The organism is Shewanella sp. YQ_9, assembly GCF_043103185.1.
GTDB classification, from domain to species: Bacteria; Pseudomonadota; Gammaproteobacteria; order Enterobacterales; family Shewanellaceae; genus Shewanella; species Shewanella algae.
Genome location: NZ_JBICJO010000077.1, coordinates 106002 through 125618 on the forward strand (window position 1 = coordinate 106002; position 19617 = coordinate 125618).

Below are 19617 nucleotides of genomic sequence, written 5' to 3' on the forward strand. Positions count from 1 at the left end.
GCAAAGACGCCGGGATATCTGGCAGTCTATCTATAGCCGTAAAACAAACTATCTGGAATACCTATACCGCCCATGAACAGTGCGAATAACATGACCAAGTACAGCCTCAGATCCTGGGTGCTGGTATTGGCCCTGGCTCCTACCATTTTGGTCGGTATTCTTCTGGGCAGTTACTTTACCATAAATCGCTTTTATGAGCTTGAAGATACGCTCATAGAACAGGGCAGCAATATCATAGAGCCGCTGGCTATCGCCAGTGAGGTAGGCCTGGCCGCCAATAACCGCGAGGCCACCAAACGCCTACTCGCCGCGGCTCAGCTCAACAAGTCGACCTTGGTGAAATCCATCGCCATCTTCGATGCCGACAATCAACTGTTTGTCACCTCCCACTATCACAAAGACTTTGAGATTATGCGCTACAAGGGTGCCATCTCGGATCTGGCCCGCACCGAGTACGATCAGGTAGGCGACAGTCTGGTGCTGAGAGCGCCTATTTTCGCCGCCGGCAGTCTGCTGGCGGTAGACGATGCTCCCGGCTTCAATGAGAAACCTCTGGGTTATATCTCTTTGCTGCTCAACAAGGAAAAGGCGCTGCTGGAACAGCACAGAGCCGCGGTGGCGGCTTTTATCATAGTGCTTATCGGGGTGCAGCTGAATCTGCTGTTCACCTTCCGTTTGGTAAAGAATGTGACTCAGCCAATCACAGACATGGTGCGGGTGGTGGCCAAAATCCGCGAGGGCAAGCTGGATACCCGGCTGGAGGGCAATCTCATCGGTGAGCTGGATCTGCTCAAACGGGGGATTAACGCCATGGCGGGCTCCTTGTCGGAATACCATGACGAGATGCAGCAGAATATCGATCAGGCGACCTCGGATCTCAGGGAAACCCTGGAGCAGATTGAGATTCAGAACGTTGAACTGGACTTGGCCAAGAAACGGGCACTGGAAGCCAGCAGAATAAAATCTGAATTTTTGGCCAACATGTCTCACGAACTGAGAACGCCGCTCAATGGCGTGATAGGTTTTGCCCGTCAACTATTGAAAACGCCGCTGCACGCCAGCCAGATGGAATATATTCGCACCATTGAACGCAGTGCCACCAACCTGCTGAGTATCATTAACGACATCCTCGACTTCTCCAAGTTGGAAGCCGGCAAAATGGTGCTGGAAACCATGCCGTTTGCCCTCAGGGAAACCCTGGATGACACCATGATGCTGCTGGCCGGCTCTGCCCACGAGAAGGGGCTGGAACTTGTGGTGGATGTAGCGCCGGAAGTGCCGGATGCCGTCAGCGGCGATGCCATGCGGGTGGGTCAGATCATCACCAATCTGGTGGGCAATGCCATCAAGTTTACCGATCAGGGCAGCGTGCTGTTGAAGGTGGATATCAGCAACATCAAGGAAGACAAGTTGCTGCTGCACTGTGAGGTGTCAGATACGGGTATTGGCATTGAAGAAAGCCAGCAGGAGTTGCTGTTCCAGGCGTTCGGCCAGGCCGATTCATCTATCTCACGCCGCTTCGGCGGTACCGGCCTTGGGCTGGTGATCACCAAACGCCTCATTAACCAGATGGGCGGCCAGATAGGCTTTAGCTCCCGGGTGGGTAAAGGCTCCACCTTCTGGTTTACCCTGCCACTGATGACCAGCCAGTTCCCAATAGGTGAGCCGCTGCCACTGGAGCAGCTCAGAGGCAAGACGGTATTGTTGTTTGAACCCAGGCCCTTGACCCGCTCGGTGCTCAACCGCCGCCTGCAACAATGGCAGATGCAGGTCAACAGTGTTCACACTGTGCCGCAATTGGAAGCCGAACTTGCTCAAGACAAGGCGCATTTCCACTATGTGCTGCTCGGCTGTCACGGTTTCGATGGCCCGACTCAGTTGCAGGCAGTGCTCAAGAGTGCCAGACAAGTGACCGAGGCCCTTATTGCGCTGTTCGACTGCCATGATCAAGAGGCACTGGAGCGCTATATTCGCCCTGTGGTAGACCTTGTTCTGAGCATTCCTGCCAGCGAATATCTGATGGCACGCAACATGATTTATCTGCCACAGGAATCTGAACTCAAGCCTGCCCTGCCCAAGCTGATTGAGCCGCAGCAGCGCCACAAACTCAATGTGCTGGCGGTGGATGACAACCCGGCCAACCTCAAGCTGATTGACACCCTGCTCGATGAATTGGTTACAGGGGTGACCACCGCCAGTAATGGCGAGCAGGCGGTGAATCTGGCCAAACAGCGTAGCTTTGATTTGATTTTTATGGATATCCAGATGCCGGGAACCGATGGCATTACCGCCACCCGGCTCATTCGTCAGGACTCGTTGAACCGCAATACCCCCATCATTGCGGTAACCGCCCACGCCATCAATGAGGAGCGCGAGCGGATCCTCAATAGCGGCATGGATGGCTACCTGCCCAAGCCCATAGATGAAGCTGCACTGAAAGGAGTGATCAGCCGCTGGATTACCCGGCCCAAGTTTACCCATTTTGACCAGCACACCCTCAACTGGGAGCTGTGTCTGACCCAGGCCAATCAGAAACAGGATCTGGCGCTGGATATGCTCAGAATGCTAATTGACTCCATGCCGGACACCACCAGCAACATTCAGGAATCGCTGGAGCAGGATGACGCCGCCAAAATGCAGGCCTGTGTCCACAAACTGCACGGTGCCTGTTGCTACTGCGGCGTACCGACGTTGCAAAAACTCTGTCAAACCGTGGAAGGCGGTCTCAAGCAAGGCAGCAGCATTGCCGAGCTGGAGCCGGAAATACTGGAGTTACTTGATGAGTTAACTAAGGTAGAATCTGCGGCAAAACAAGTGATATCCCAACTTTCGATGGATTTAACCGATGACAACTAAACCGGGCTTCTTTAAACGCCTAAAGGCGCTGGAACTGCCACAAAAGAAACTCTTTGCCGTGGCGCTGTGCCAGCGTATGTACCCCAACTACCAACTGTTTTCCGAGGTGTGTGAATTCGGCGATCCCCAGGTATTGGATACGGTACTCAACCTGTTGTGGCAGTCTTTATATGACCGCAAACTCAAGCTGAACCTTGAGCTGCAGATGGCAAAACTGGAAGAAAACACCCCGGAGCCGACCCAATTCGACGCCTATGGAGTCTACCCGGCGATGGATGCCGCAGTGGCACTCAGTTCACTGCTGGGCGCACTGGAAAGCAAGGTGGAAGACGACATCACCAATATCTCCAAGCTGTCATCCGGTACCGTGGCCCACTATATCGAAGCCATAGCCGATCCCGAATTGGATGGTGAAGCATTGGACGAGTTTGTATTCAACCACGAAGTGATGCAGGAAGAGCGCGAATTGCAGGGATCCTTGCTGGAAATAATCGAGGAAAACCCGCAGATAACGGCGGAGTTTGTCAAAGCACTGCGCAAGGAAATCGTCATGAGCGGCGTATCCAACATAGGGATCAGCGCTCAATAAGATGCGTAAGCTTGTTTATCGTGGCTATATCCTCAGCAATACCGACGGCCTCACAGACAGCTGGACCCTGACCATAGGCCAGACCAGCCGTACCGGCTCTTTATTTGAGCTGAGAAGGCAGATCAATTTCTTTGAAGAGTTGGGGATATTGCCACAGCCGAAAATTGCTGACGCAACAGACACCGAAACAGCCGCCAATAAACCACTGCAGACCCGGAGCCAAAAGGCTCAAACGGCTTCCCGCAAAGCGACTGAGGGAAAAGCCACTGAAGGAAAAACCAAAGAGAGAAAGGCGGGAAAAGGCGGCGTAGGGGGAAAAAGCGCCATTAAAGGCTCACAGCGAAAAAACACTTCACCCAAAGGCCGTAAGTCATAGCAAAGACGGGGAAAATCGTCCGTCACGCTATTATCCAAAGCACCAAGGATGCGATCCCATATTATGCCAAGATGTACTGCACCTGCACGGATCCCTACTCTGGTCATACGTTCGTGGCGACCTGGTCACATCAACACACACTCAACCCCGGGCTACAATCAACCACCGAGCAACTGAGCGGATCATTATGTGCGAGCACTAGGGTGCTGAAGGTTTTGCCAAAGGCAGCTGTGGCGACTATGAAAAGTGCGTCAGCATGTGTTTGCCCCTTGATTAACTACTTTAAAGAAGAAAAAGCCCGCACCGCCGTCAGCAACAAAGAGATTAATCAAGCCACAGGAACCCAGATGGCCAGCCATTGGTTTACCGCTTCGCAGTGGCAATTACCCAATGCAGAGCAGTATCAAAAGCTGCAGGCCTTGTTTACCCAAAAGGCGCTGGAACGGGACTATGATACGCTGGAAACTGAGTTCGTGGCGCTGCAGCGACAATACCAAGGTCTGGCACAAGAGTTTGATGACTTGAAAGCACAGTACCAGCACTTACGCCGGCCATTCACGGTATCCAAGGACGTGCCGTTTACCGATGTTTGGCACTACCCGGCTGTGCCCTACTACCCAGGCAAGCACCCCTGTGAAAAACCCGCAGCCATGCTCGAGCACATCATTAACGCCAGCAGTCGCCCAGGAGACGTTGTCTTGGATTGTTTCATGGGTTCAGGCTCTACCGGAAAAGCCTGCAAGGCTCTGGGTCGGCACTTTATCGGTATTGAGTTGGATAAAGATATGTTTGAACAAGTAGGGACGAGAATGACATAGGTTACGAGTAATAACGAACGGTTAAATGAATCTAAAATCAACCTGCCAATTCAAAACCACAACGTAATAAAAACAGACTGGTTGACCTAACTCACATACACCATTTCTAAACTATAAATAGTATCCTAGTTAATTTTACTGAATCAATCGATGAATCACTGCCACTTCCCACGACCAACAAAACACCAGCATCAAATTTTCAATTATTAGTGCTCGTTTGTGTAGCATGATTCTGATAAATTGCTTATAGAGGGGCGAGTAGCCATCCATAAAGACATTGAATTTAAAATCTAAATTAGAGGAATGTATGTGGTTTGAGTTGTACGAGGAGTTTAAAGAGGCAAGTGTTTTTGCAGACTTTAACTTGAGCAAAATCTACCTGGATGAGTTATATGGTAAAACGGAAATTTCGGAAATTTATTTAAGAAAGTCAAAGCCTATTGACCCAACTAAAGCACCAGAATTGAAATGGCCATTATGCGAGCCAATCCCAGAAATAGAAAACGGATTCGCAATCTATTTAACTCTAGAAGCAAATTCAGATAAGTTTCTTGGTCAACTAGCCCACGAAGTAGCACACTTAAAAAATGCTTATGCATATGATTTATATATTGAGGGAATAAATACTAATTTTGCGAAAAAGCTACATAGTCACCTTGATAGAGAGGATGAATGGCTAGCATGGGAAGAGCATTTCGGCGCAGGTAAAGATCCGCTATACGCAGACACTTATCATCTAATCAAAGAGTTAGAGGAAAATATTGGACATGATTTTATTAAAAAAGCATTTAGCCATCTTATCCCAACCAAGGTTAATGGACACAAAGAGAGATATTTTGTAAATTTAAAAAACTGGCTAGATGAAATTAATGGTATCACAAAAATTAAAGCAGTTAACATTTTCAAGAAGCATCAAAAAAACATACTATCACATAAAAATGGTGAATATGGGCAAACTCAGACAATTGATGAGATAAAAGAATAACAAGAGGTTAAAATGAAAAACTTATTATTAGGAGCCATATTATTGGCTGTTTTATGGTTTATTATGGATTCAGGAACAGATACAGAACTCAAACAACAATATACGCTTGATTTAATATGTGCACTCGTGACAGGTAGTGAAGCAATGACTGTTGAGGCTGCACGCATGCAAAAAATTCTTGATAGCAATAACATTGTCATTAACGAAAGTGAAGTTAATTCTGCCATTAGTCATTGGTTAAATGTATATAGTGTCAACTCTTATAGTGATTTAGTACAAAACCATGAATTCATTATGATGTGTAAATATAACGCTTGTAACTACGAAGGTAGAGGCATAGAAACCTGTATTAAAGAAAAAATAGATACATGCTTTAAATATGGAATTAGTAAAAATGCCTGTATTGGTGAGTAACCTTCCAAATAAACAATATTAGATAAAAACCATGAAAAATTCATTTAAAAAAACTTTAACGATATTGATTCTAGTCGTATTATCCTCCAGCACATATGCAGAAACAAAGCTCACTAATGCATTGGCTAAAGATATTGGTCAAGCTTATGGGTTCTACTTGGGACAAAACTATTCCTTGAGAAAAATCTCCAAGAAGTACCCCTCAACATCAGGATTAGTGCTAATAGCCGAGAAGGAGTTTTTGGCAACCTTTAACTCATCAATTGAAGGCATGGATGAGTTAATGGAAAGAAACTCCAAAAGCGAATGGAATGAAATAAAAAAACAGCTCAACACTCAAATAGAGAGTTCTATCAACATTGATAAAACATCCGAGACACAAGCTCGCCGATTTATTAATATTGTTCGGGAACGAGCAAAAGGAAATATAGATTCTCCAATCCTTGAGACATTACTACTTTTCAAATCAGGTTATAAAAACAATCCAGAGCGAGAGTTTATTGACGGTTACAAACACAAATACTCAACGAATGGTGCTGGAAAAGCAAAGGGTGTAGCATTTTCTATTGAAGCCCCTAGAACATGGATTGCAAAAGAAGGTAATCGACCAAATGTCGTACAGAAATTTGTTAGCGAGAACGGTAGAGGACTTGAGTTACTAATTGTTCTAATCAAAGAAATACCATTACAGCCCGGAGAGGAAATAACAGAAAAAGATGTATTAAAAATATCAAACCCGAAAGATATTCAAGATATTATACCTGACGGCGGAGTCCATCTGAATAGCGGAAAATTAACTTTGGAGAATTTGCCTGGTTTTTGGGTGCATTTCAAAATGGACAAAGCAAGGATGAGGAACACATTTAGTATGGAAACAATCATGTATACTATCTTCTATAAAAACAAAATGATTCAAATCCAAGGCCAAGTGATGACATCTATAAATGGAGAACCAACGGATCGAGGTGGGTTAAAAAGATATGAAAAGCTATTTGATCTTATGGCAAATAGCCTTGTAATTCCAAAAATGTATAAATAGCAGCTAACAATCGCATGCATTCGGGGCATTAAGTCATAGAGATTTTATCCAAAATTAAAATGTTAGGACTAACGACCTTACTCTAAAAGCATCCTTAATAGTGCAGCCTGCAACTTATTCAATAAGTCAAAGACAACTTGTGGAATTATGTGACAAAGAATAAATATAGCTATACACATCCAAAAATGCTTATATAGTGATTTACAATTTCAGTTCATGAGGGCCATGTTGGGCTCCCATACATCTAGGTTACTATTGCACTTTAATTCCCTGGAAACTGTTGATTGATACACCTTTGCCGTTCTGAAAATCATGACCACATAACTTCCTTGCGCAAGGAGTAATGATATTTGATATAGTTTATCCTCAGTCAACTGCTGATCACTCATGTTGATGCTCACTTATATCTTTAGCGAAATAAAGCGTACCACTTTTAGCAGTTGGCTGTCTCTAACTGAGACACCAAGCATGTCGTATTTATTAACTCACCCCCGCTATATAACTGTTATCGCATCCCATCTTAATATGTAAGCAATATTTCTGCTCTCGCGTTAACTAAGCATTACTACCACTCTATTTACGATAAGAGCTCAGTAATTTCATTTCAGGCACTGAAAAGAAGTGTGACACCCCATTAACGTCTAAAAAAACATTATCCATGACAATACGAAGCCCATATTTCCTCACCACATTGCGACATATAACATCTCGTTTAAAACAATCTCTTTTTAAATTGGCTTTAAAACCTCTCCATACAAAAAAACATATAACCAATAAAGCCCCACCACCTAATTTTATAAATTCAACATTGAATATATCAGAAAGAAGAGCATCATCCCCTCTAAAAAAGACCTCAGCCCACATTAATAAAAATACAGCACCAACCCACACACACATTCTTTCTCTATTGATATTCTTAACACAAGATTCACTCAAGGCATTAACGTTGAAAACACATTCGCTAATATTCTCAACGTCATCACGCCCCAATGGCTTACTAAGGTATTGATTAATATCCATAACCAACTCAAATAGTTACTAGAAACTCAAATTTATTATACTTTCCAACATTATCACAAAAACAGACTTTAGTATTCAGTTTAAAACCATGAAATTTAGATGACCATAAGCAGTACTATTACTCCTTAAGATGGTTCACGCACACTCAGAGACCCCAGCTTGGCCAGCTCGGGGGCGCTGTTGATGAACTCCACAATATCACGCGCCAGTGGCAGCACCTCGTTGCTCTGATAGACATCGTTGGTTTTAAGCGGGTCACCAAGCCCTGCAGCGCCCTGTGGAATAATCCCCGCCATCCCGGCCGGAAAGCGGTTGGCCGTCAACACATCCTAAGCGCTGATGTTCTTGGCGCTGGCAAATTGATCTTTGGAAGAAAAGTCGCCGATGGGGATCACCTGGATCCCCTTCTCTTTGCCATCCGGAATGTTGATAAAAAATATTACGAAAGTTACCCGCCCCTTGCTGCGAGCCAGGGCGCTTCCTATCGCCGGTCCTGATCACTGAGCTTGGGATCTGACACGTACAACAGGTGGCCCATGTGGGCGCCGTTCTTGAATTAACTGACTTGTTAACTGCCTTGAAGCTTAACTACTCAGCAGCTCGCGGGCGTTGGCCAGGGTATTGCTGGTGATGGTATCGCCGCCAAGCAACCGAGCCAGCTCCTGTACCCGCTGCTCTTTATCCAGTGCCACCATGGAGGTTTCAGTACCACTGCCCTTGGCATGTTTGGCAACAAACATATGCTGATGGCCGTTACCTGCCACCTGCGGCAGATGAGTCACACACAATACCTGGGTCGATTCTCCCAGGGTGCGCAACATGCGGCCCACCACGGCAGCCGTTGGTCCGGAAATCCCCACGTCCACCTCGTCAAAAATCAGTGTCGGGGTTGCCACCTTACGGGCGGTTATTACCTGAATACCCAGGCCGATACGGGAAAGCTCGCCCCCAGAGGCCACCTTGGCCAGACTCTGCAGTGGCTGCCCCGGGTTGGTGGTCACCAGAAACTCAACCCTGTCACTGCCGTTGACCGACATCTGCTCAGGGCTGAACTCCACCGCTATGCTGAACTTGCCCTTGGGCATATTGAGTTCATGGATGGAAGCCGTGACCAACTTGTCCAACTCTTTGGCATAGCGGCTGCGGCTCTGACTGAGTTTTTGCGCCTGGGTCAGGTAATTCTGTTTGCTGGCTTCCAATTGCTGCTCTATCTCTTCGAGCTTCTGCTCATCTGAGTCGAGGCTACCCAGTTCGGTCAGCAACTGCTGATGGTGTTGATACAACTCTGAGGGCATCACCTGATGCTTGCGCGCCAATTGCATCGCCTTGGAAAGTCGCGCCTCCAGCATGGCAAAGTGTTCAGGGTCCAACTCGAGCTTGTCCAGATAGCGCTGTAGTTCGCTGCTGCTTTCCTGCACCTGGATCAGGGCATCGTTGAGCATACCGCCAACATTGGCCAGCTCAGAATCGACACTCTCCAGCTCGGCGCTGATATGCACTGCCCGGTTCAGCAATGACTCTATGTTGGCCTCTTCGCCCTCACTGAGCAGCATCAAGGCCAACTGACAGGACTCGATCAGCGCCGTGCTGTTGGCCAGGCGCTTGTGCTCCTGCTCTATCTCGGCAAACTCATGCTCCCCGAGAGCAAAGTCGTTGAGTTCTTCCACCTGATAACTGAGTAACTGCTTGCGGGCAATTCTCTCCTGCTGCGACAGCACCAGTTGCCGCAGTTCCTGCTCGATTTGGCGATAACGCTGATAGGCACTGCTGACACCATCGAGCAACAGCTTATGATTGGCATAGCTGTCCAGCAGGTAAAGTTGCTGCTCTGTCTTGAGCATGGCGTGATGGGCATGCTGGCCGTGGATCCCCACCAGCAATGGCCCCAATGCCTTGAGCTGAGTCAACGGCACAGGGTTACCATTGATATAGGCGCGGGAGCGGCCATCGCTGCCAATGGTGCGCCGGAGAATACATTCATCTTCGAGTTCGAGATCATTATCTTCCAGCCAACGCTTGGCCAGAGGAACATCCGCCAAAGAGAAACGGGCACTGACTTCCGTCTTGCTGGCACCGGGACGCACGCTGGCGGCATCGGCCCGATTGCCGAGACAAAGCCCCAGGGCATCGATGGCAATGGATTTACCCGCCCCGGTCTCGCCGGTAATACTGGTCATTCCCGGACGGAAGTCCAGCTCCAGAAAACGCACTATGGCAAAGTTATTGATGCTGAGTTGGCAAAGCATAATGAATTCCCAAAACACTGTATTGATAAACAGTATATACTGATTTTTTATACAGTAAATATCTGTCGATTAATTATTCCCTGTGTTCTTCCCGGCCCCGAAATACTAGACGGCCCATGCCGCTATCAAAGGCAAACTGATAAAGGTGATCAGCGTGCCCACTAATATCCCCTGAGCACTAACCCCGGCCTTGGTGTCATAACGCTGCGCCAGTAAGTATACACTCGCTGCCGTAGGCAGGGCCGCAAGAATGACCCCCATCTGCAGATTGGTGCCGCTGATCCCCATGGCTTTCAATAATAGATAAGCCAGCAGAGGTTGCAGTAGCAGTTTGCAGGCGTTGATGCCAAAGAGCTCGGCCAACTGCCAAGGCCCAGGTAAGCGGGTGGCGCCACGAACCCGAGTCGCCTTGGCCAACACCATGCCGATGGCAAACAGGGCGCATGGACTGGAGGTGGCGCCTATCTGACTTATCATCATCTCTATCCCATCCGGCAGAGCCATACCGGACGCCGAGACGGCAACGCCCAGGGCGCTGCCGATAACAATCGGGTTTTTCGCCAGCGCTTCAACAATTATCAGCAAAGGATGCGCCTTATTTTCTGTATCTCTGGCAAGCTCCAGCGACACCAGTGCCACGGCAAACATCACCACAGACAACAGGCTGGCAATGGCCGCCGCGGCCAGCGCCAGCTGGTTTCCCGGGTAGACTATCATCATCATGGGGATACCGATAAAGGCGGTATTGCCAAAGGTGGCATTCAAGGCGCGAATTGCCCCTACCCCTTGGCCCGCCCTGAAACAGCCGGAAATCAGCAACACCAGCAGGTAGGTCAGCATCATTGCTACGCTGAAACCGACGATGAAATGCCACTGGAAGATCTCCTCGAAAGAAGTTCTTGCCAGCACTATCATCATAATGGCCGGAAAAGCTATGTAGTAAACATATTGATTGAGCGCCGCATCCGTACCATCCGGCAGGATTTTGCTTTTCTGTACCAGTGAACCTGCGAGCATAATGCCAAACACAGAGATCAGCGGAGTAATGATTCCAGTCATACTTCTTCCATTTTGCTGACTTTGGCTGTCGTACTCCCGCCGGGGATCTGCGAAAATGGCGGGGAATTCTGTATCTTGCCTGCCCTTATCAGTACAGCGAAGTAAGTTCGGCAGAGACGCCGGCAAGATACCATAGTCGTTATCCGCCAGCCATTGCGCTATGGTCGTAGAAACCGGCAGACAAGCGTTTTAAACATATCCTTGGCACATTGAGGAACCGCAATGAGTGACAATCAGGCCCCCGAACTGCAACTGCTCTACTTGTTTGTACATCTGGTCAATGCCGGCAGTTTCTCCCAGGCCGCCAAAGTGTTGGATATGCCGGTGGCGACCGTCAGCCGCAAACTGGCCAAGCTGGAGTCTGTGCTGGATAAACAACTGCTGATGCGTACCACCCGCAAACTGAGGTTGACCGAAGAGGGACTGGAGTTATTCCAACGCTATCAGCAGCTGATAGCCCAGTTTGATGCCCTGGCCAGTGGCACCTGCGCCGACAAGCCCGAAGGCACCTTGAGAATTGCCGCCCCCATCTCGATAATCTCTATGATATTCATCGAGACACTGAACGAATTTTGCGAGTGCTACCCGGATATCAAACTGCATATCGCCCAAAGCAATGAGGTGGTGGATCTCATCGACAAAGGCATAGATGTTGCCATAGTTGGCGGCACCCAACCGGACTCCTCCTGGGTCTCCTGCTCTCTCGGGGTATTGGATTATCGCCTGGTGGCTTCCCCCGGGTATCTTCGAAAGGCGCCGGTATTCAATCATCCGCAGCAGCTCAGTCAACACAAGGTGATCAAGGTCTGGCCTCTGTTCAACTGGTCGCTGCGCCATCCTGATGGCGATGCCTTCTATTATGACGGCCCGGCCAACCTGACCCTGACGGATCTCCACGGCGCCATCCGCGCAACCTTGAATGACGGCGGGATTCTTTACGGCCCAGAGCTCTTTTGTAAACAGGAGTTGAAAGACGGGCGGCTACAGGTATTGCTGCCGGAGTGGAAAGGAGAAAAACGGCGTATCTCCCTGCTCTATCATCAACGCAGCCAGCAACCACTCAAGGTGAAGCTCTTTATCGAGTTCATGCAGCAGCGCGCCCCGGCGCTGTTTTCCATGGACTGAAACACAAAAAAGCCCGCGATGCGGGCTTTTCTTCGAAGGGAGTATGTCTTACAGACGGATACCAGCCTTCTCCAGGTCTTTGGCAATCACACTTCTTGGCAGTGCAACATAACCGTCTTTCTCAACCACCTGCTGACCCTGCTTGGACAGGACATAGCGGACAAACTCGCGCTGCATGGGTGACAGCTCTTTGTTTGGATGCTTGTTGATGTAAACGTAGAGGTAGCGTGACAGTGGGTAAGTACCGCTGGCCGCGTTTTCTGGTGTTGCAGCGATATAGTCGTCGCCCTTCTTGGACAGAGCCACGGCTTTAACACCGGCAGTCTTGTAACCTATGCCTGAGTAACCGATAGCGTTCAGCGACTGAGATACAGACTGAACCACTGAGGCGCTGCCTGGCTGCTCGTTCACGTTGGCTTTGAAGTCACCCTTACACAGCGCTTTCTTCTTGAAGTAACCGTAAGTACCGGATACTGAGTTACGGCCGTACAGCTGAATGTCTTTGGCAGACCAGCTTCCGTCCAGACCGGCATCACCCCAGCGAGTGATATCGCTGCCACCACACTTGTGCGTAGAGGAGAAGATAGCATCAACCTGCTCTATGCTCAGGCCCTTGATTGGGTTGTCCTTGTGAACAAAAACCGCCAGGGCATCGATGGCTACACGAATCGCAGTAGGCTTGTAACCATAGTGCTTTTCAAACGCTTCTTCTTCGTTTGGCTTCATCTTGCGGCTCATTGGGCCGAACTGAGAAGTCCCTTCGGTCAGAGCTGGAGGCGCAGTTGAAGAACCGGCAGCCTGGATCTGGATGTTGACGTTAGGGTACATCTGTTTGAATTCTTCCGCCCACAGAGTCATCATGTTGGCCAGAGTGTCAGAGCCGACGGAAGACAAGTTACCGGAAACACCACTTGTTTTCTCGTAGGTTGGCAGTGACTGATCGATAGCAGCCATAGATGCTGCAGAGAATACACCAGCGGCCGTAAGGGTTACCGCGCCGACAAGCTGTTTCAATTTCATTATTTGCTCCAGTTTTTACCGAACTTGGTTTCTAAAACGCAGCCAGTATCAATTGCCACAATGACAAGTCTATGACTTAAAAATGACAGTTGCATGACAAGCCAAAATAAATACGCTGTAACTGGGTATCGAAAATAACGGACTGAAAATAACGGCCAGCCACGCCTTGAAGCCATTTCGGCATAAAGGACTCTCGATTGACAATGTCGCCCCAACAGTTTCCTTGGATATACTAAAGCCTTTGCTTAATCATGACCGTGAGATTGCCATTTGCCACAGGCTTGAAAAAGAGTGCACAAAGCCTACCTCTTCCCGCTAGACAGCAAAAAGGAGCCAAAGGCTCCTTAATAGGGTTAATGCAGTCAAACGCGTCAGGAAGCTTGCTGCTCCAGAAGATGCTGCGGGATCACAAAGCTGAAGGTACTGCCCTTGCCCAGCTCACTGGCCACCTTGAGTTCGCTGTGGTGATGACTGAGGGCGTGTTTCACTATCGCCAGTCCCAGACCACTGCCACCGGTTTGCCGCGAGCGGGCACTGTCGACCCGATAGAAGCGTTCGGTCAGGCGACTGATATGCTGCGGTGCAATCCCTTCACCGCTGTCTTTAACACTGAACATGGCGCCGGTTGCCACCCGTTGCCAGCGCACCTCAATACTGCCGCCCGGTTCAGTGTAGCGTATGGCGTTGGACAACAGATTGGAGCATGCACTGCGCAGCTGCAACTCATTGCCATGGGTATTGAGCCCAGGTTCGGCATAGAAGCTCAGTTGGTAGCGACCACGGGAGAGCGCTTCACCCTCCTCTTTTAAGGTGGTCATCAACTGCTTCATATCCACTGTGTGTTCCAGGTTGATATCTGCGGCATCTTCAATCCGCGACAACGCCAACAGCTGCTCCACCATGGACTGCATCCTGCCTGTCTGCTGCTGCATCAGCTCCAGCGCCTTGACATTGGGTGAGTCGGGTTCGGCCATGCTCTGCATCATCTCAAGATACCCCTGCAGCACAGTGAGCGGTGTCTTCAGCTCATGGGAGACGTTGGCAACAAACTCCTTGCGCATCCCCTCGAGTTGCCTAACCCGGGTGATATCCCGAGCAATCAGCAACAGCTGCCTGTCGCCATAGGCCATCAAGCGCACTTCCAGCAGACGCTTATCCGAAACCGGGGACGGCAGCTCCAGCGGCTCCTTGTAATGGCCCTTCTTCAAATAGGCCGAAAAGTCGGGATGCCGGATAAGGTTATCTATTCGCTGACCATTATCCTGCGGCCAGACAAAGCCAAGCAGCAGCTGCGCCAACTTGTTACACCAGAGAATATTGTGCTCTGAATCGAGTACCACGGCCGCATCGGGAAGTGCTTCGGCCCCCTGGCGAAACCTTCCCAACAGCCCGGCCAACTGACTCACCCGCTTGCGGTTTTTGCCCTGCAGGCGATAGATGCCGTTGAACACCCCTTCCCAGCTGCCACTGCCCTGCGGCGGCGTTAAGCGGCGATCGCGCCACAACCAGTAATTGAGCCGGATAAGCTGGCGATAGTGCCAACCCAATAATAGAAAAGCGCCCAGACACAGTACCAAGAGCAACTGACCAAGCAGCAACCCAAGCAGCAAACAAGCCGCCAGGTACAGCATCAAACGGGAAAACAGCCGATAACCCGAATAGGAATCAAACATAGAAAATGCCCAGGCAAAAGGCCGATGGTTGCACAAGATAACGCAAAACCCGGCCCATGCCCATTGTTACCCCGCTAGATACGGGTAGAGAAGCGGTAACCTGCGCCGCGAACCGTTTGGATCAGTTTATCGTGCCCGGACAGCTCCACGGCTTTCCTTAAGCGACGAATATGCACATCCACGGTTCTGTCTTCGACATAGACATTGGTGCCCCAGACATTGTCCAGCAGCTGCTCACGGCTGTAGACCCGTTCCGGGTGAGTCATAAAGAAGTGCAGCAAACGAAACTCGGTCGGCCCCATCTCCAGCACAGAATCCCCCACTGTGACCCTGTGGCTGACAGGATCCAGGGTCAGGCCCTGCACGTCTATGGTTTCTTCCAGCCGGGTTGGTGCGGCGCGTCTGAGAACCGCCTTGATGCGAGCCACCAGCTCCTTGGGGGAAAACGGTTTGGTAATATAGTCATCGGCGCCCACTTCCAGGCCTTTGACCTTGTCCTCTTCCTCGCCGCGGGCGGTGAGCATGATAATAGGGATCTGGCGGGTAAACTCATCTTGCTTCAATCGCTTGGCAAACTGAATACCACTGCCACCGGGAAACATCCAGTCCAGCAGAATAAGATCCGGATAAGGTTCCTTGAGCAGTGCCAACGCAGAGTCAAAGTCCTCGGCGGCACTGGTGGTGTACCCGTGTTGTTCCATAACAAAAGTCAGCATCTCACGGATAGCCAACTCATCTTCTACTATTAAAATCCTTGCAGTCATAACGGTTTCTGTCAGTGAATTTCCACGTGGCCATTATTGGACAGTTTTATTACAAAATTATGAAAAGGGCCGACTCTGACACCTTTAACGCCGCTATTTTGTCACAATTTTCCCGATTAAACACTTGAAACTGGAATGAAAAGCTTACCAAAGAGCCATTATTGACCGCCACGAGCAACAATCTCACTGCAGCTAAATTTAGATTACAAGTCTACAACAAACAATAAGTTAGCCTTAACTTAACCAAGTGCTGCCGCGGCTCCCTGTTAGGCCAGGCGCGAATTATCTTTCAGGTACACGGCACTGACACAATTTCCAGACTACTGTTTTCACACTGCAGGAACGCGCCCAAGAGCCGTTCGGCTGAGCTCGCAGGATTCATCCGCAAAGGCCGAAGGCAAAGCCAACAGCAGCGCGACAAAGAGCTACCTCAATACGCCTCCTACCTACAAACAGTGCAAACAAAAAGGAGGCCCAAGGCCTCCTTCGCTGCAGCTGTGGTCGTTTAGAACTTGTGTTCCAGACCAACACCTATGTACTTGTCATCATCGTCCATATCTTCCATGGAGCGATTGGTGTAGAAGGCAAACAGCTTGGTAGGCTTACCCAGCTTGTAGTCGGCACCGATAGACCAGGAATCACCCTTGTCTTCCATGTCCTGCCACTGACCTTTGAGGGTCACTGCGTCAATCTTGTAAGCCGCACTCAGCAGGTAACCGTTCTTGCTGTCACCGTCCACTGACTTTTCTTCCTGCTGGTACATACCGCCCAGGATGAAGTTGGCCAGCTTGGCCTGTACTGTGGCGCGCAGAACATCGTAGCCCTTAACTTCAGAGTCGTAGGCAACAGAGGCGAATACTGCGCTCTTTTTCAGATCCTTGTCACCGTACATGGCAGCAACAGAGAAACCATCTTCACCGTCTTGTGACTTGGCGGCTTCGGCAGCGTAAGTGGCACCAACTTTAAAACCACCGAATGAAGGCGACAGGTAAGTCACTGTTTGCTCAATACGGTTTTCACCCTTGAACAGGCTCTTGAGGTCGCCTGACAGGTCGTTGAACTGGTCCACTTTACCTTGAGACACTTTCAGCATGGTGTCGTTACGACCCACAGAGACAGCACCGAAGTTACCCTTCAAACCAACAAACTGGTTACGGGCCAGGAAGTTGTCTTTGGCATCATCGCCTGTGTCTACTTCGTATTCCACTGTGTAGAATGCTGCCAGGTTGTTACCCAGATCGAATTCGCCCTTCACGCCAAAACGAGAGGCATTGCTCTGAACCGTGGTTTCAGAATCGTCAGCACCGGCCTCGTCGTTGGACTGAACAGTAACATTCAGCTTGCCGTAAACGGTCAGCGGCTCGGCTGCATGGGCAGAGGCCAGAGAGACTGAAGCGATAGCTGAAGCGAGTAGTGTTTTGCAAAATGCGTTCATCATTAATTCCTTTCGACGTTCTCTTCGTCTTGGTTATTGGTTTGGAACGAGCGAAAGTGTGCAACGAGTCTGTTGCAGTTTTATTTCATCTTTTAACCTGTTGGCTTCGTTGGCATCAAAGACCAGCCCAGCCACAGGTAAAAGCCCGTCACCACAGGGCCTCGCGGCAAGCGAAGGGCTATATGACATTTTGGTTAAATCTGCCCAGAGCGAAAAAATCTGTGCTAGCAGGGCGGGTTTACCTAGAGGAATTCATGCCTTACACTGCGGCTTTATTTTTCAAAGAGCGCCTGTCATGTGGTTTAAAAATCTCACCGTATATCGTTTCAACAAACCATTTTCCACCGATATAGAGGCACTGGAGACGGCCCTTGAGGGCTTCACCTTTTCTCCCTGCTCCAGTCAGGACATCAGCAAGTTCGGTTTTTCCAAGGCTTTGGGCAAACTGGGGCACACCCTGGTTCACAGCGCCAACAACCGCCACCTTATCTGCGCCACCAAAGAGGAGAAGCTGCTGCCTTCTCAGGTCATCAAAGAAGCGCTGGAAGAAAAGGTGTCGCTGCTGGAAGAGGAAGAAAACCGCAAGCTGACCAAGAAAGAGAAAGATGCGCTCAAGGATGAAATCACCACCACTCTGTTGCCAAGAGCCTTCTCCCGTCGCAGCCAAATCAAGGCACTGTTGCTGCTGGATGAGCAACTGATCCTGGTAGACAGCTCCAGCGCCGCCAAGGCCGAAGAACTGCTGGCTTTGCTGCGTAAGGCGCTCGGCAGCCTGCCTGTGGTACCAATGAGCACCAAGACACCGATTGAAGTGCAAATGACCGAATGGCTCAAGCAAGGCAATGCCCCTGCCCCCTTCACCATTCAGGATGAAGCCGAGCTCAAGTCTGCCGCCGATGATGGCGCAACCGTGCGCTTCAAGCAGCAGGATCTGGGCGAAGAGGAAGTACTGGCTCACCTGGAAACCGGCAAGCAGGTGCATAAACTGGCACTGCACTTCGGTCAGTCCATCGCCTTTGTGCTGCAATCCGATGCCGGACTGCGTCGCCTCAAGTTCTCGGAAGAGTTCCGCGCCGCCACCGATGATGTTGCCGGTGAGGATCCGCTGGCCAAACTGGACGCCGACTTTGAGCTGATGAGCAGCGAACTGGTTACGCTGATGCTGGCACTGGTCGACGCCCTGGGCGGCGTTGAAGACAACCTGTAATCGCTATCTCCAAGTAAAAAGGCGCCTGATGGCGCCTTTTCTGTCTCCAGCTAACCGCCCCACTGCTCTAGCAGTGCCTGCCGCAACACCTCGAGTTTGGCAGAGTGCTGCCTTGAGGGTTGATAAACCAGAAAAAGAGGATGAGGGCGAGGTGCATAGGTTGGGAGGATTTCCTGCAATTTGCCTTGCTGCAGTGCATCATCAACAAAATAGCGCATCAGTTGTACCACTCCCGTGTCCAGGCAGGCCGCTTCCAGCAAAGGGTCACCGTGATCGAGTATCAGGTTGCCGTCAAAATCATACTCCAGTTGACTACCACCTTCACTGAAACGCCAACTGACAGGTTTACCGCTCAGCGGACTTCGCACCCGCAAACAGTTATGCTGCCTCAGCGCGGCGGGCGTATCGGGTGCGCAGTGAGAGGCAAGATACCCGGGCGAAGCCAGCGTCGCCCATTCAAGTGCCTTCAGCGGTCTGGCAATCAGGCGTGAGTCCTTGATTTCACCCGTGCGGATGACGGCATCGAATCCTTCATCAACCAGATCCACCAACCTGTCGGTCAGTTCCATCTCTATCTTGAGCTCAGGGTAACGGGCCAACAGGCCTGACACTATGGGTAATACCACAACTCGACCAAAGGCCGATGGGGCGCTGATCTTCAGCAATCCCTTGGGCAGACAAAGATTCTCCTGCAGCGAAATCCTGGCTTCTTCGAGCCCGGAAACCAGTGGCGCGCAGCGGGCGAGAAACAGTTGTCCATCTGGGGTGAGGCTCAGGCTGCGGGTATTTCTGTGCAGTAGTCTGACTCCCAGTTGTTGCTCCAGGCGACTAACAGCCCGGGACAGTCCCGACTGAGTCAGTCCCAACTGCACCGCGGCTTCGGTAAAGCTCAGACATTCCGCCACCTTGATAAACTGACGCACCGCATTAAGATCCATGACTTTATTCATTTCTAAAAGGAATTTATGAAATTTATCAAACTTAAATCATA

Annotated in this window: 18 protein-coding genes; 9 read left to right on the forward strand and 9 right to left on the reverse strand. The window is 49.9% G+C overall.

Annotation, left to right across the window (positions count from 1 at the left end; genetic code table 11):
- Positions 1 to 72: 72 nt before the first annotated feature.
- From barA to ACF8D4_RS22135, 7 genes are all read left to right on the forward strand, one after another.
- Positions 73 to 2856: a two-component sensor histidine kinase BarA gene (barA, locus tag ACF8D4_RS22105; RefSeq protein WP_144220731.1), complete on the forward strand. Its 2784-nt coding sequence runs from the start codon at positions 73 to 75 to the stop codon at positions 2854 to 2856.
- Positions 2846 to 3445 (forward strand): YjaG family protein, encoded by a 600-nt coding sequence (locus ACF8D4_RS22110; protein WP_028781512.1) that lies wholly within the window; start codon positions 2846 to 2848, stop codon positions 3443 to 3445. Before barA ends, ACF8D4_RS22110 begins: the two co-directional genes overlap by 11 nt.
- 1 nt (position 3446) lies before the next feature.
- Positions 3447 to 3821: a DUF3319 domain-containing protein gene (locus ACF8D4_RS22115; RefSeq protein WP_107005307.1), complete on the forward strand. Its 375-nt coding sequence runs from the start codon at positions 3447 to 3449 to the stop codon at positions 3819 to 3821.
- Between the two features lie 239 nt (positions 3822 to 4060).
- Positions 4061 to 4639, forward strand: a complete 579-nt coding sequence (locus ACF8D4_RS22120) for a DNA methyltransferase (RefSeq protein ID WP_208190747.1) — start codon at positions 4061 to 4063, stop codon at positions 4637 to 4639.
- Between the two features lie 307 nt (positions 4640 to 4946).
- On the forward strand, positions 4947 to 5624 hold the full coding sequence (locus ACF8D4_RS22125) for a hypothetical protein (protein ID WP_107005306.1): 678 nt from the start codon (positions 4947 to 4949) through the stop codon (positions 5622 to 5624).
- Positions 5625 to 5636: 12 nt separating this feature from the next.
- Positions 5637 to 6038, forward strand: coding sequence for a hypothetical protein (locus ACF8D4_RS22130; protein ID WP_107005305.1), 402 nt, complete (start codon positions 5637 to 5639; stop codon positions 6036 to 6038).
- Between the two features lie 31 nt (positions 6039 to 6069).
- Positions 6070 to 7077 carry a hypothetical protein gene (locus ACF8D4_RS22135; RefSeq protein WP_107005304.1) on the forward strand — a complete coding sequence of 336 codons (1008 nt, stop codon included), beginning with the start codon at positions 6070 to 6072 and terminating at the stop codon, positions 7075 to 7077.
- Positions 7078 to 7650: 573 nt separating this feature from the next.
- Here the strand turns inward: ACF8D4_RS22135 and ACF8D4_RS22140 are convergent.
- The 4 genes from ACF8D4_RS22140 to ACF8D4_RS22155 form a co-directional block, all read right to left on the reverse strand.
- Positions 7651 to 8097, reverse strand: coding sequence for a hypothetical protein (locus ACF8D4_RS22140; protein ID WP_345868402.1), 447 nt, complete (start codon positions 8095 to 8097; stop codon positions 7651 to 7653).
- A 125-nt stretch (positions 8098 to 8222) separates the two neighbouring features.
- The gene (locus ACF8D4_RS22145; RefSeq protein WP_107005301.1) at positions 8223 to 8423 is read right to left on the reverse strand and encodes a hypothetical protein; all 201 of its coding nucleotides are present in this window, start codon (positions 8421 to 8423) and stop codon (positions 8223 to 8225) included.
- Positions 8424 to 8681: 258 nt separating this feature from the next.
- The gene (gene recN, locus ACF8D4_RS22150; RefSeq protein ID WP_093983584.1) at positions 8682 to 10343 is read right to left on the reverse strand and encodes a DNA repair protein RecN; all 1662 of its coding nucleotides are present in this window, start codon (positions 10341 to 10343) and stop codon (positions 8682 to 8684) included.
- Positions 10344 to 10448: 105 nt separating this feature from the next.
- Positions 10449 to 11402: an AEC family transporter gene (locus ACF8D4_RS22155; RefSeq protein WP_028781001.1), complete on the reverse strand. Its 954-nt coding sequence runs from the start codon at positions 11400 to 11402 to the stop codon at positions 10449 to 10451.
- Positions 11403 to 11624: 222 nt separating this feature from the next.
- Between ACF8D4_RS22155 and ACF8D4_RS22160 the strand changes: the two genes are divergently transcribed.
- Positions 11625 to 12527 (forward strand): LysR family transcriptional regulator, encoded by a 903-nt coding sequence (locus ACF8D4_RS22160; protein WP_025011643.1) that lies wholly within the window; start codon positions 11625 to 11627, stop codon positions 12525 to 12527.
- A gap of 48 nt (positions 12528 to 12575) precedes the next feature.
- Here the strand turns inward: ACF8D4_RS22160 and ACF8D4_RS22165 are convergent, their stop codons facing one another.
- The 4 genes from ACF8D4_RS22165 to ACF8D4_RS22180 form a co-directional block, all read right to left on the reverse strand.
- Complete coding sequence (locus tag ACF8D4_RS22165; RefSeq protein ID WP_025889126.1) at positions 12576 to 13547, reverse strand: PstS family phosphate ABC transporter substrate-binding protein; 972 nt, start codon at positions 13545 to 13547, stop codon at positions 12576 to 12578.
- Between the two features lie 371 nt (positions 13548 to 13918).
- Positions 13919 to 15220, reverse strand: a complete 1302-nt coding sequence (phoR, locus tag ACF8D4_RS22170; protein WP_028781003.1) for a phosphate regulon sensor histidine kinase PhoR — start codon at positions 15218 to 15220, stop codon at positions 13919 to 13921.
- A 74-nt stretch (positions 15221 to 15294) separates the two neighbouring features.
- The gene (phoB, locus tag ACF8D4_RS22175) at positions 15295 to 15984 is read right to left on the reverse strand and encodes a phosphate regulon transcriptional regulator PhoB (protein WP_025011640.1); all 690 of its coding nucleotides are present in this window, start codon (positions 15982 to 15984) and stop codon (positions 15295 to 15297) included.
- A gap of 505 nt (positions 15985 to 16489) precedes the next feature.
- Complete coding sequence (locus ACF8D4_RS22180) at positions 16490 to 17422, reverse strand: porin (protein WP_096142748.1); 933 nt, start codon at positions 17420 to 17422, stop codon at positions 16490 to 16492.
- A 292-nt stretch (positions 17423 to 17714) separates the two neighbouring features.
- On the opposite strand from ACF8D4_RS22180, the gene rdgC reads away from it, so the two are divergent.
- Positions 17715 to 18626, forward strand: coding sequence for a recombination-associated protein RdgC (gene rdgC, locus ACF8D4_RS22185; protein WP_392466260.1), 912 nt, complete (start codon positions 17715 to 17717; stop codon positions 18624 to 18626).
- Positions 18627 to 18676: 50 nt separating this feature from the next.
- On the opposite strand, the gene ACF8D4_RS22190 is transcribed toward rdgC, so the two are convergent.
- The gene (locus tag ACF8D4_RS22190; protein WP_208160000.1) at positions 18677 to 19564 is read right to left on the reverse strand and encodes a LysR family transcriptional regulator; all 888 of its coding nucleotides are present in this window, start codon (positions 19562 to 19564) and stop codon (positions 18677 to 18679) included.
- Positions 19565 to 19617 lie beyond the last annotated feature (53 nt).

Coding starts and splice junctions, on each gene's coding strand:
- ACF8D4_RS22165 (WP_025889126.1), bottom strand. CDS start 13,547: ATGAAATTGAAACAGCTTGTCGGCGCGGTAACCCTTACGGCCGCTGGT.
- ACF8D4_RS22120 (WP_208190747.1), top strand. CDS start 4,061: ATGAAAAGTGCGTCAGCATGTGTTTGCCCCTTGATTAACTACTTTAAA.
- ACF8D4_RS22180 (WP_096142748.1), bottom strand. CDS start 17,422: ATGATGAACGCATTTTGCAAAACACTACTCGCTTCAGCTATCGCTTCA.
- phoR (WP_028781003.1), bottom strand. CDS start 15,220: ATGTTTGATTCCTATTCGGGTTATCGGCTGTTTTCCCGTTTGATGCTG.
- ACF8D4_RS22125 (WP_107005306.1), top strand. CDS start 4,947: ATGTGGTTTGAGTTGTACGAGGAGTTTAAAGAGGCAAGTGTTTTTGCA.
- phoB (WP_025011640.1), bottom strand. CDS start 15,984: ATGACTGCAAGGATTTTAATAGTAGAAGATGAGTTGGCTATCCGTGAG.
- ACF8D4_RS22115 (WP_107005307.1), top strand. CDS start 3,447: ATGCGTAAGCTTGTTTATCGTGGCTATATCCTCAGCAATACCGACGGC.
- ACF8D4_RS22135 (WP_107005304.1), top strand. CDS start 6,070: ATGAAAAATTCATTTAAAAAAACTTTAACGATATTGATTCTAGTCGTA.
- ACF8D4_RS22110 (WP_028781512.1), top strand. CDS start 2,846: ATGACAACTAAACCGGGCTTCTTTAAACGCCTAAAGGCGCTGGAACTG.
- recN (WP_093983584.1), bottom strand. CDS start 10,343: ATGCTTTGCCAACTCAGCATCAATAACTTTGCCATAGTGCGTTTTCTG.
- rdgC (WP_392466260.1), top strand. CDS start 17,715: ATGTGGTTTAAAAATCTCACCGTATATCGTTTCAACAAACCATTTTCC.
- ACF8D4_RS22190 (WP_208160000.1), bottom strand. CDS start 19,564: ATGGATCTTAATGCGGTGCGTCAGTTTATCAAGGTGGCGGAATGTCTG.
- ACF8D4_RS22140 (WP_345868402.1), bottom strand. CDS start 8,097: ATGGATATTAATCAATACCTTAGTAAGCCATTGGGGCGTGATGACGTT.
- ACF8D4_RS22130 (WP_107005305.1), top strand. CDS start 5,637: ATGAAAAACTTATTATTAGGAGCCATATTATTGGCTGTTTTATGGTTT.
- ACF8D4_RS22160 (WP_025011643.1), top strand. CDS start 11,625: ATGAGTGACAATCAGGCCCCCGAACTGCAACTGCTCTACTTGTTTGTA.
- ACF8D4_RS22155 (WP_028781001.1), bottom strand. CDS start 11,402: ATGACTGGAATCATTACTCCGCTGATCTCTGTGTTTGGCATTATGCTC.
- barA (WP_144220731.1), top strand. CDS start 73: ATGAACAGTGCGAATAACATGACCAAGTACAGCCTCAGATCCTGGGTG.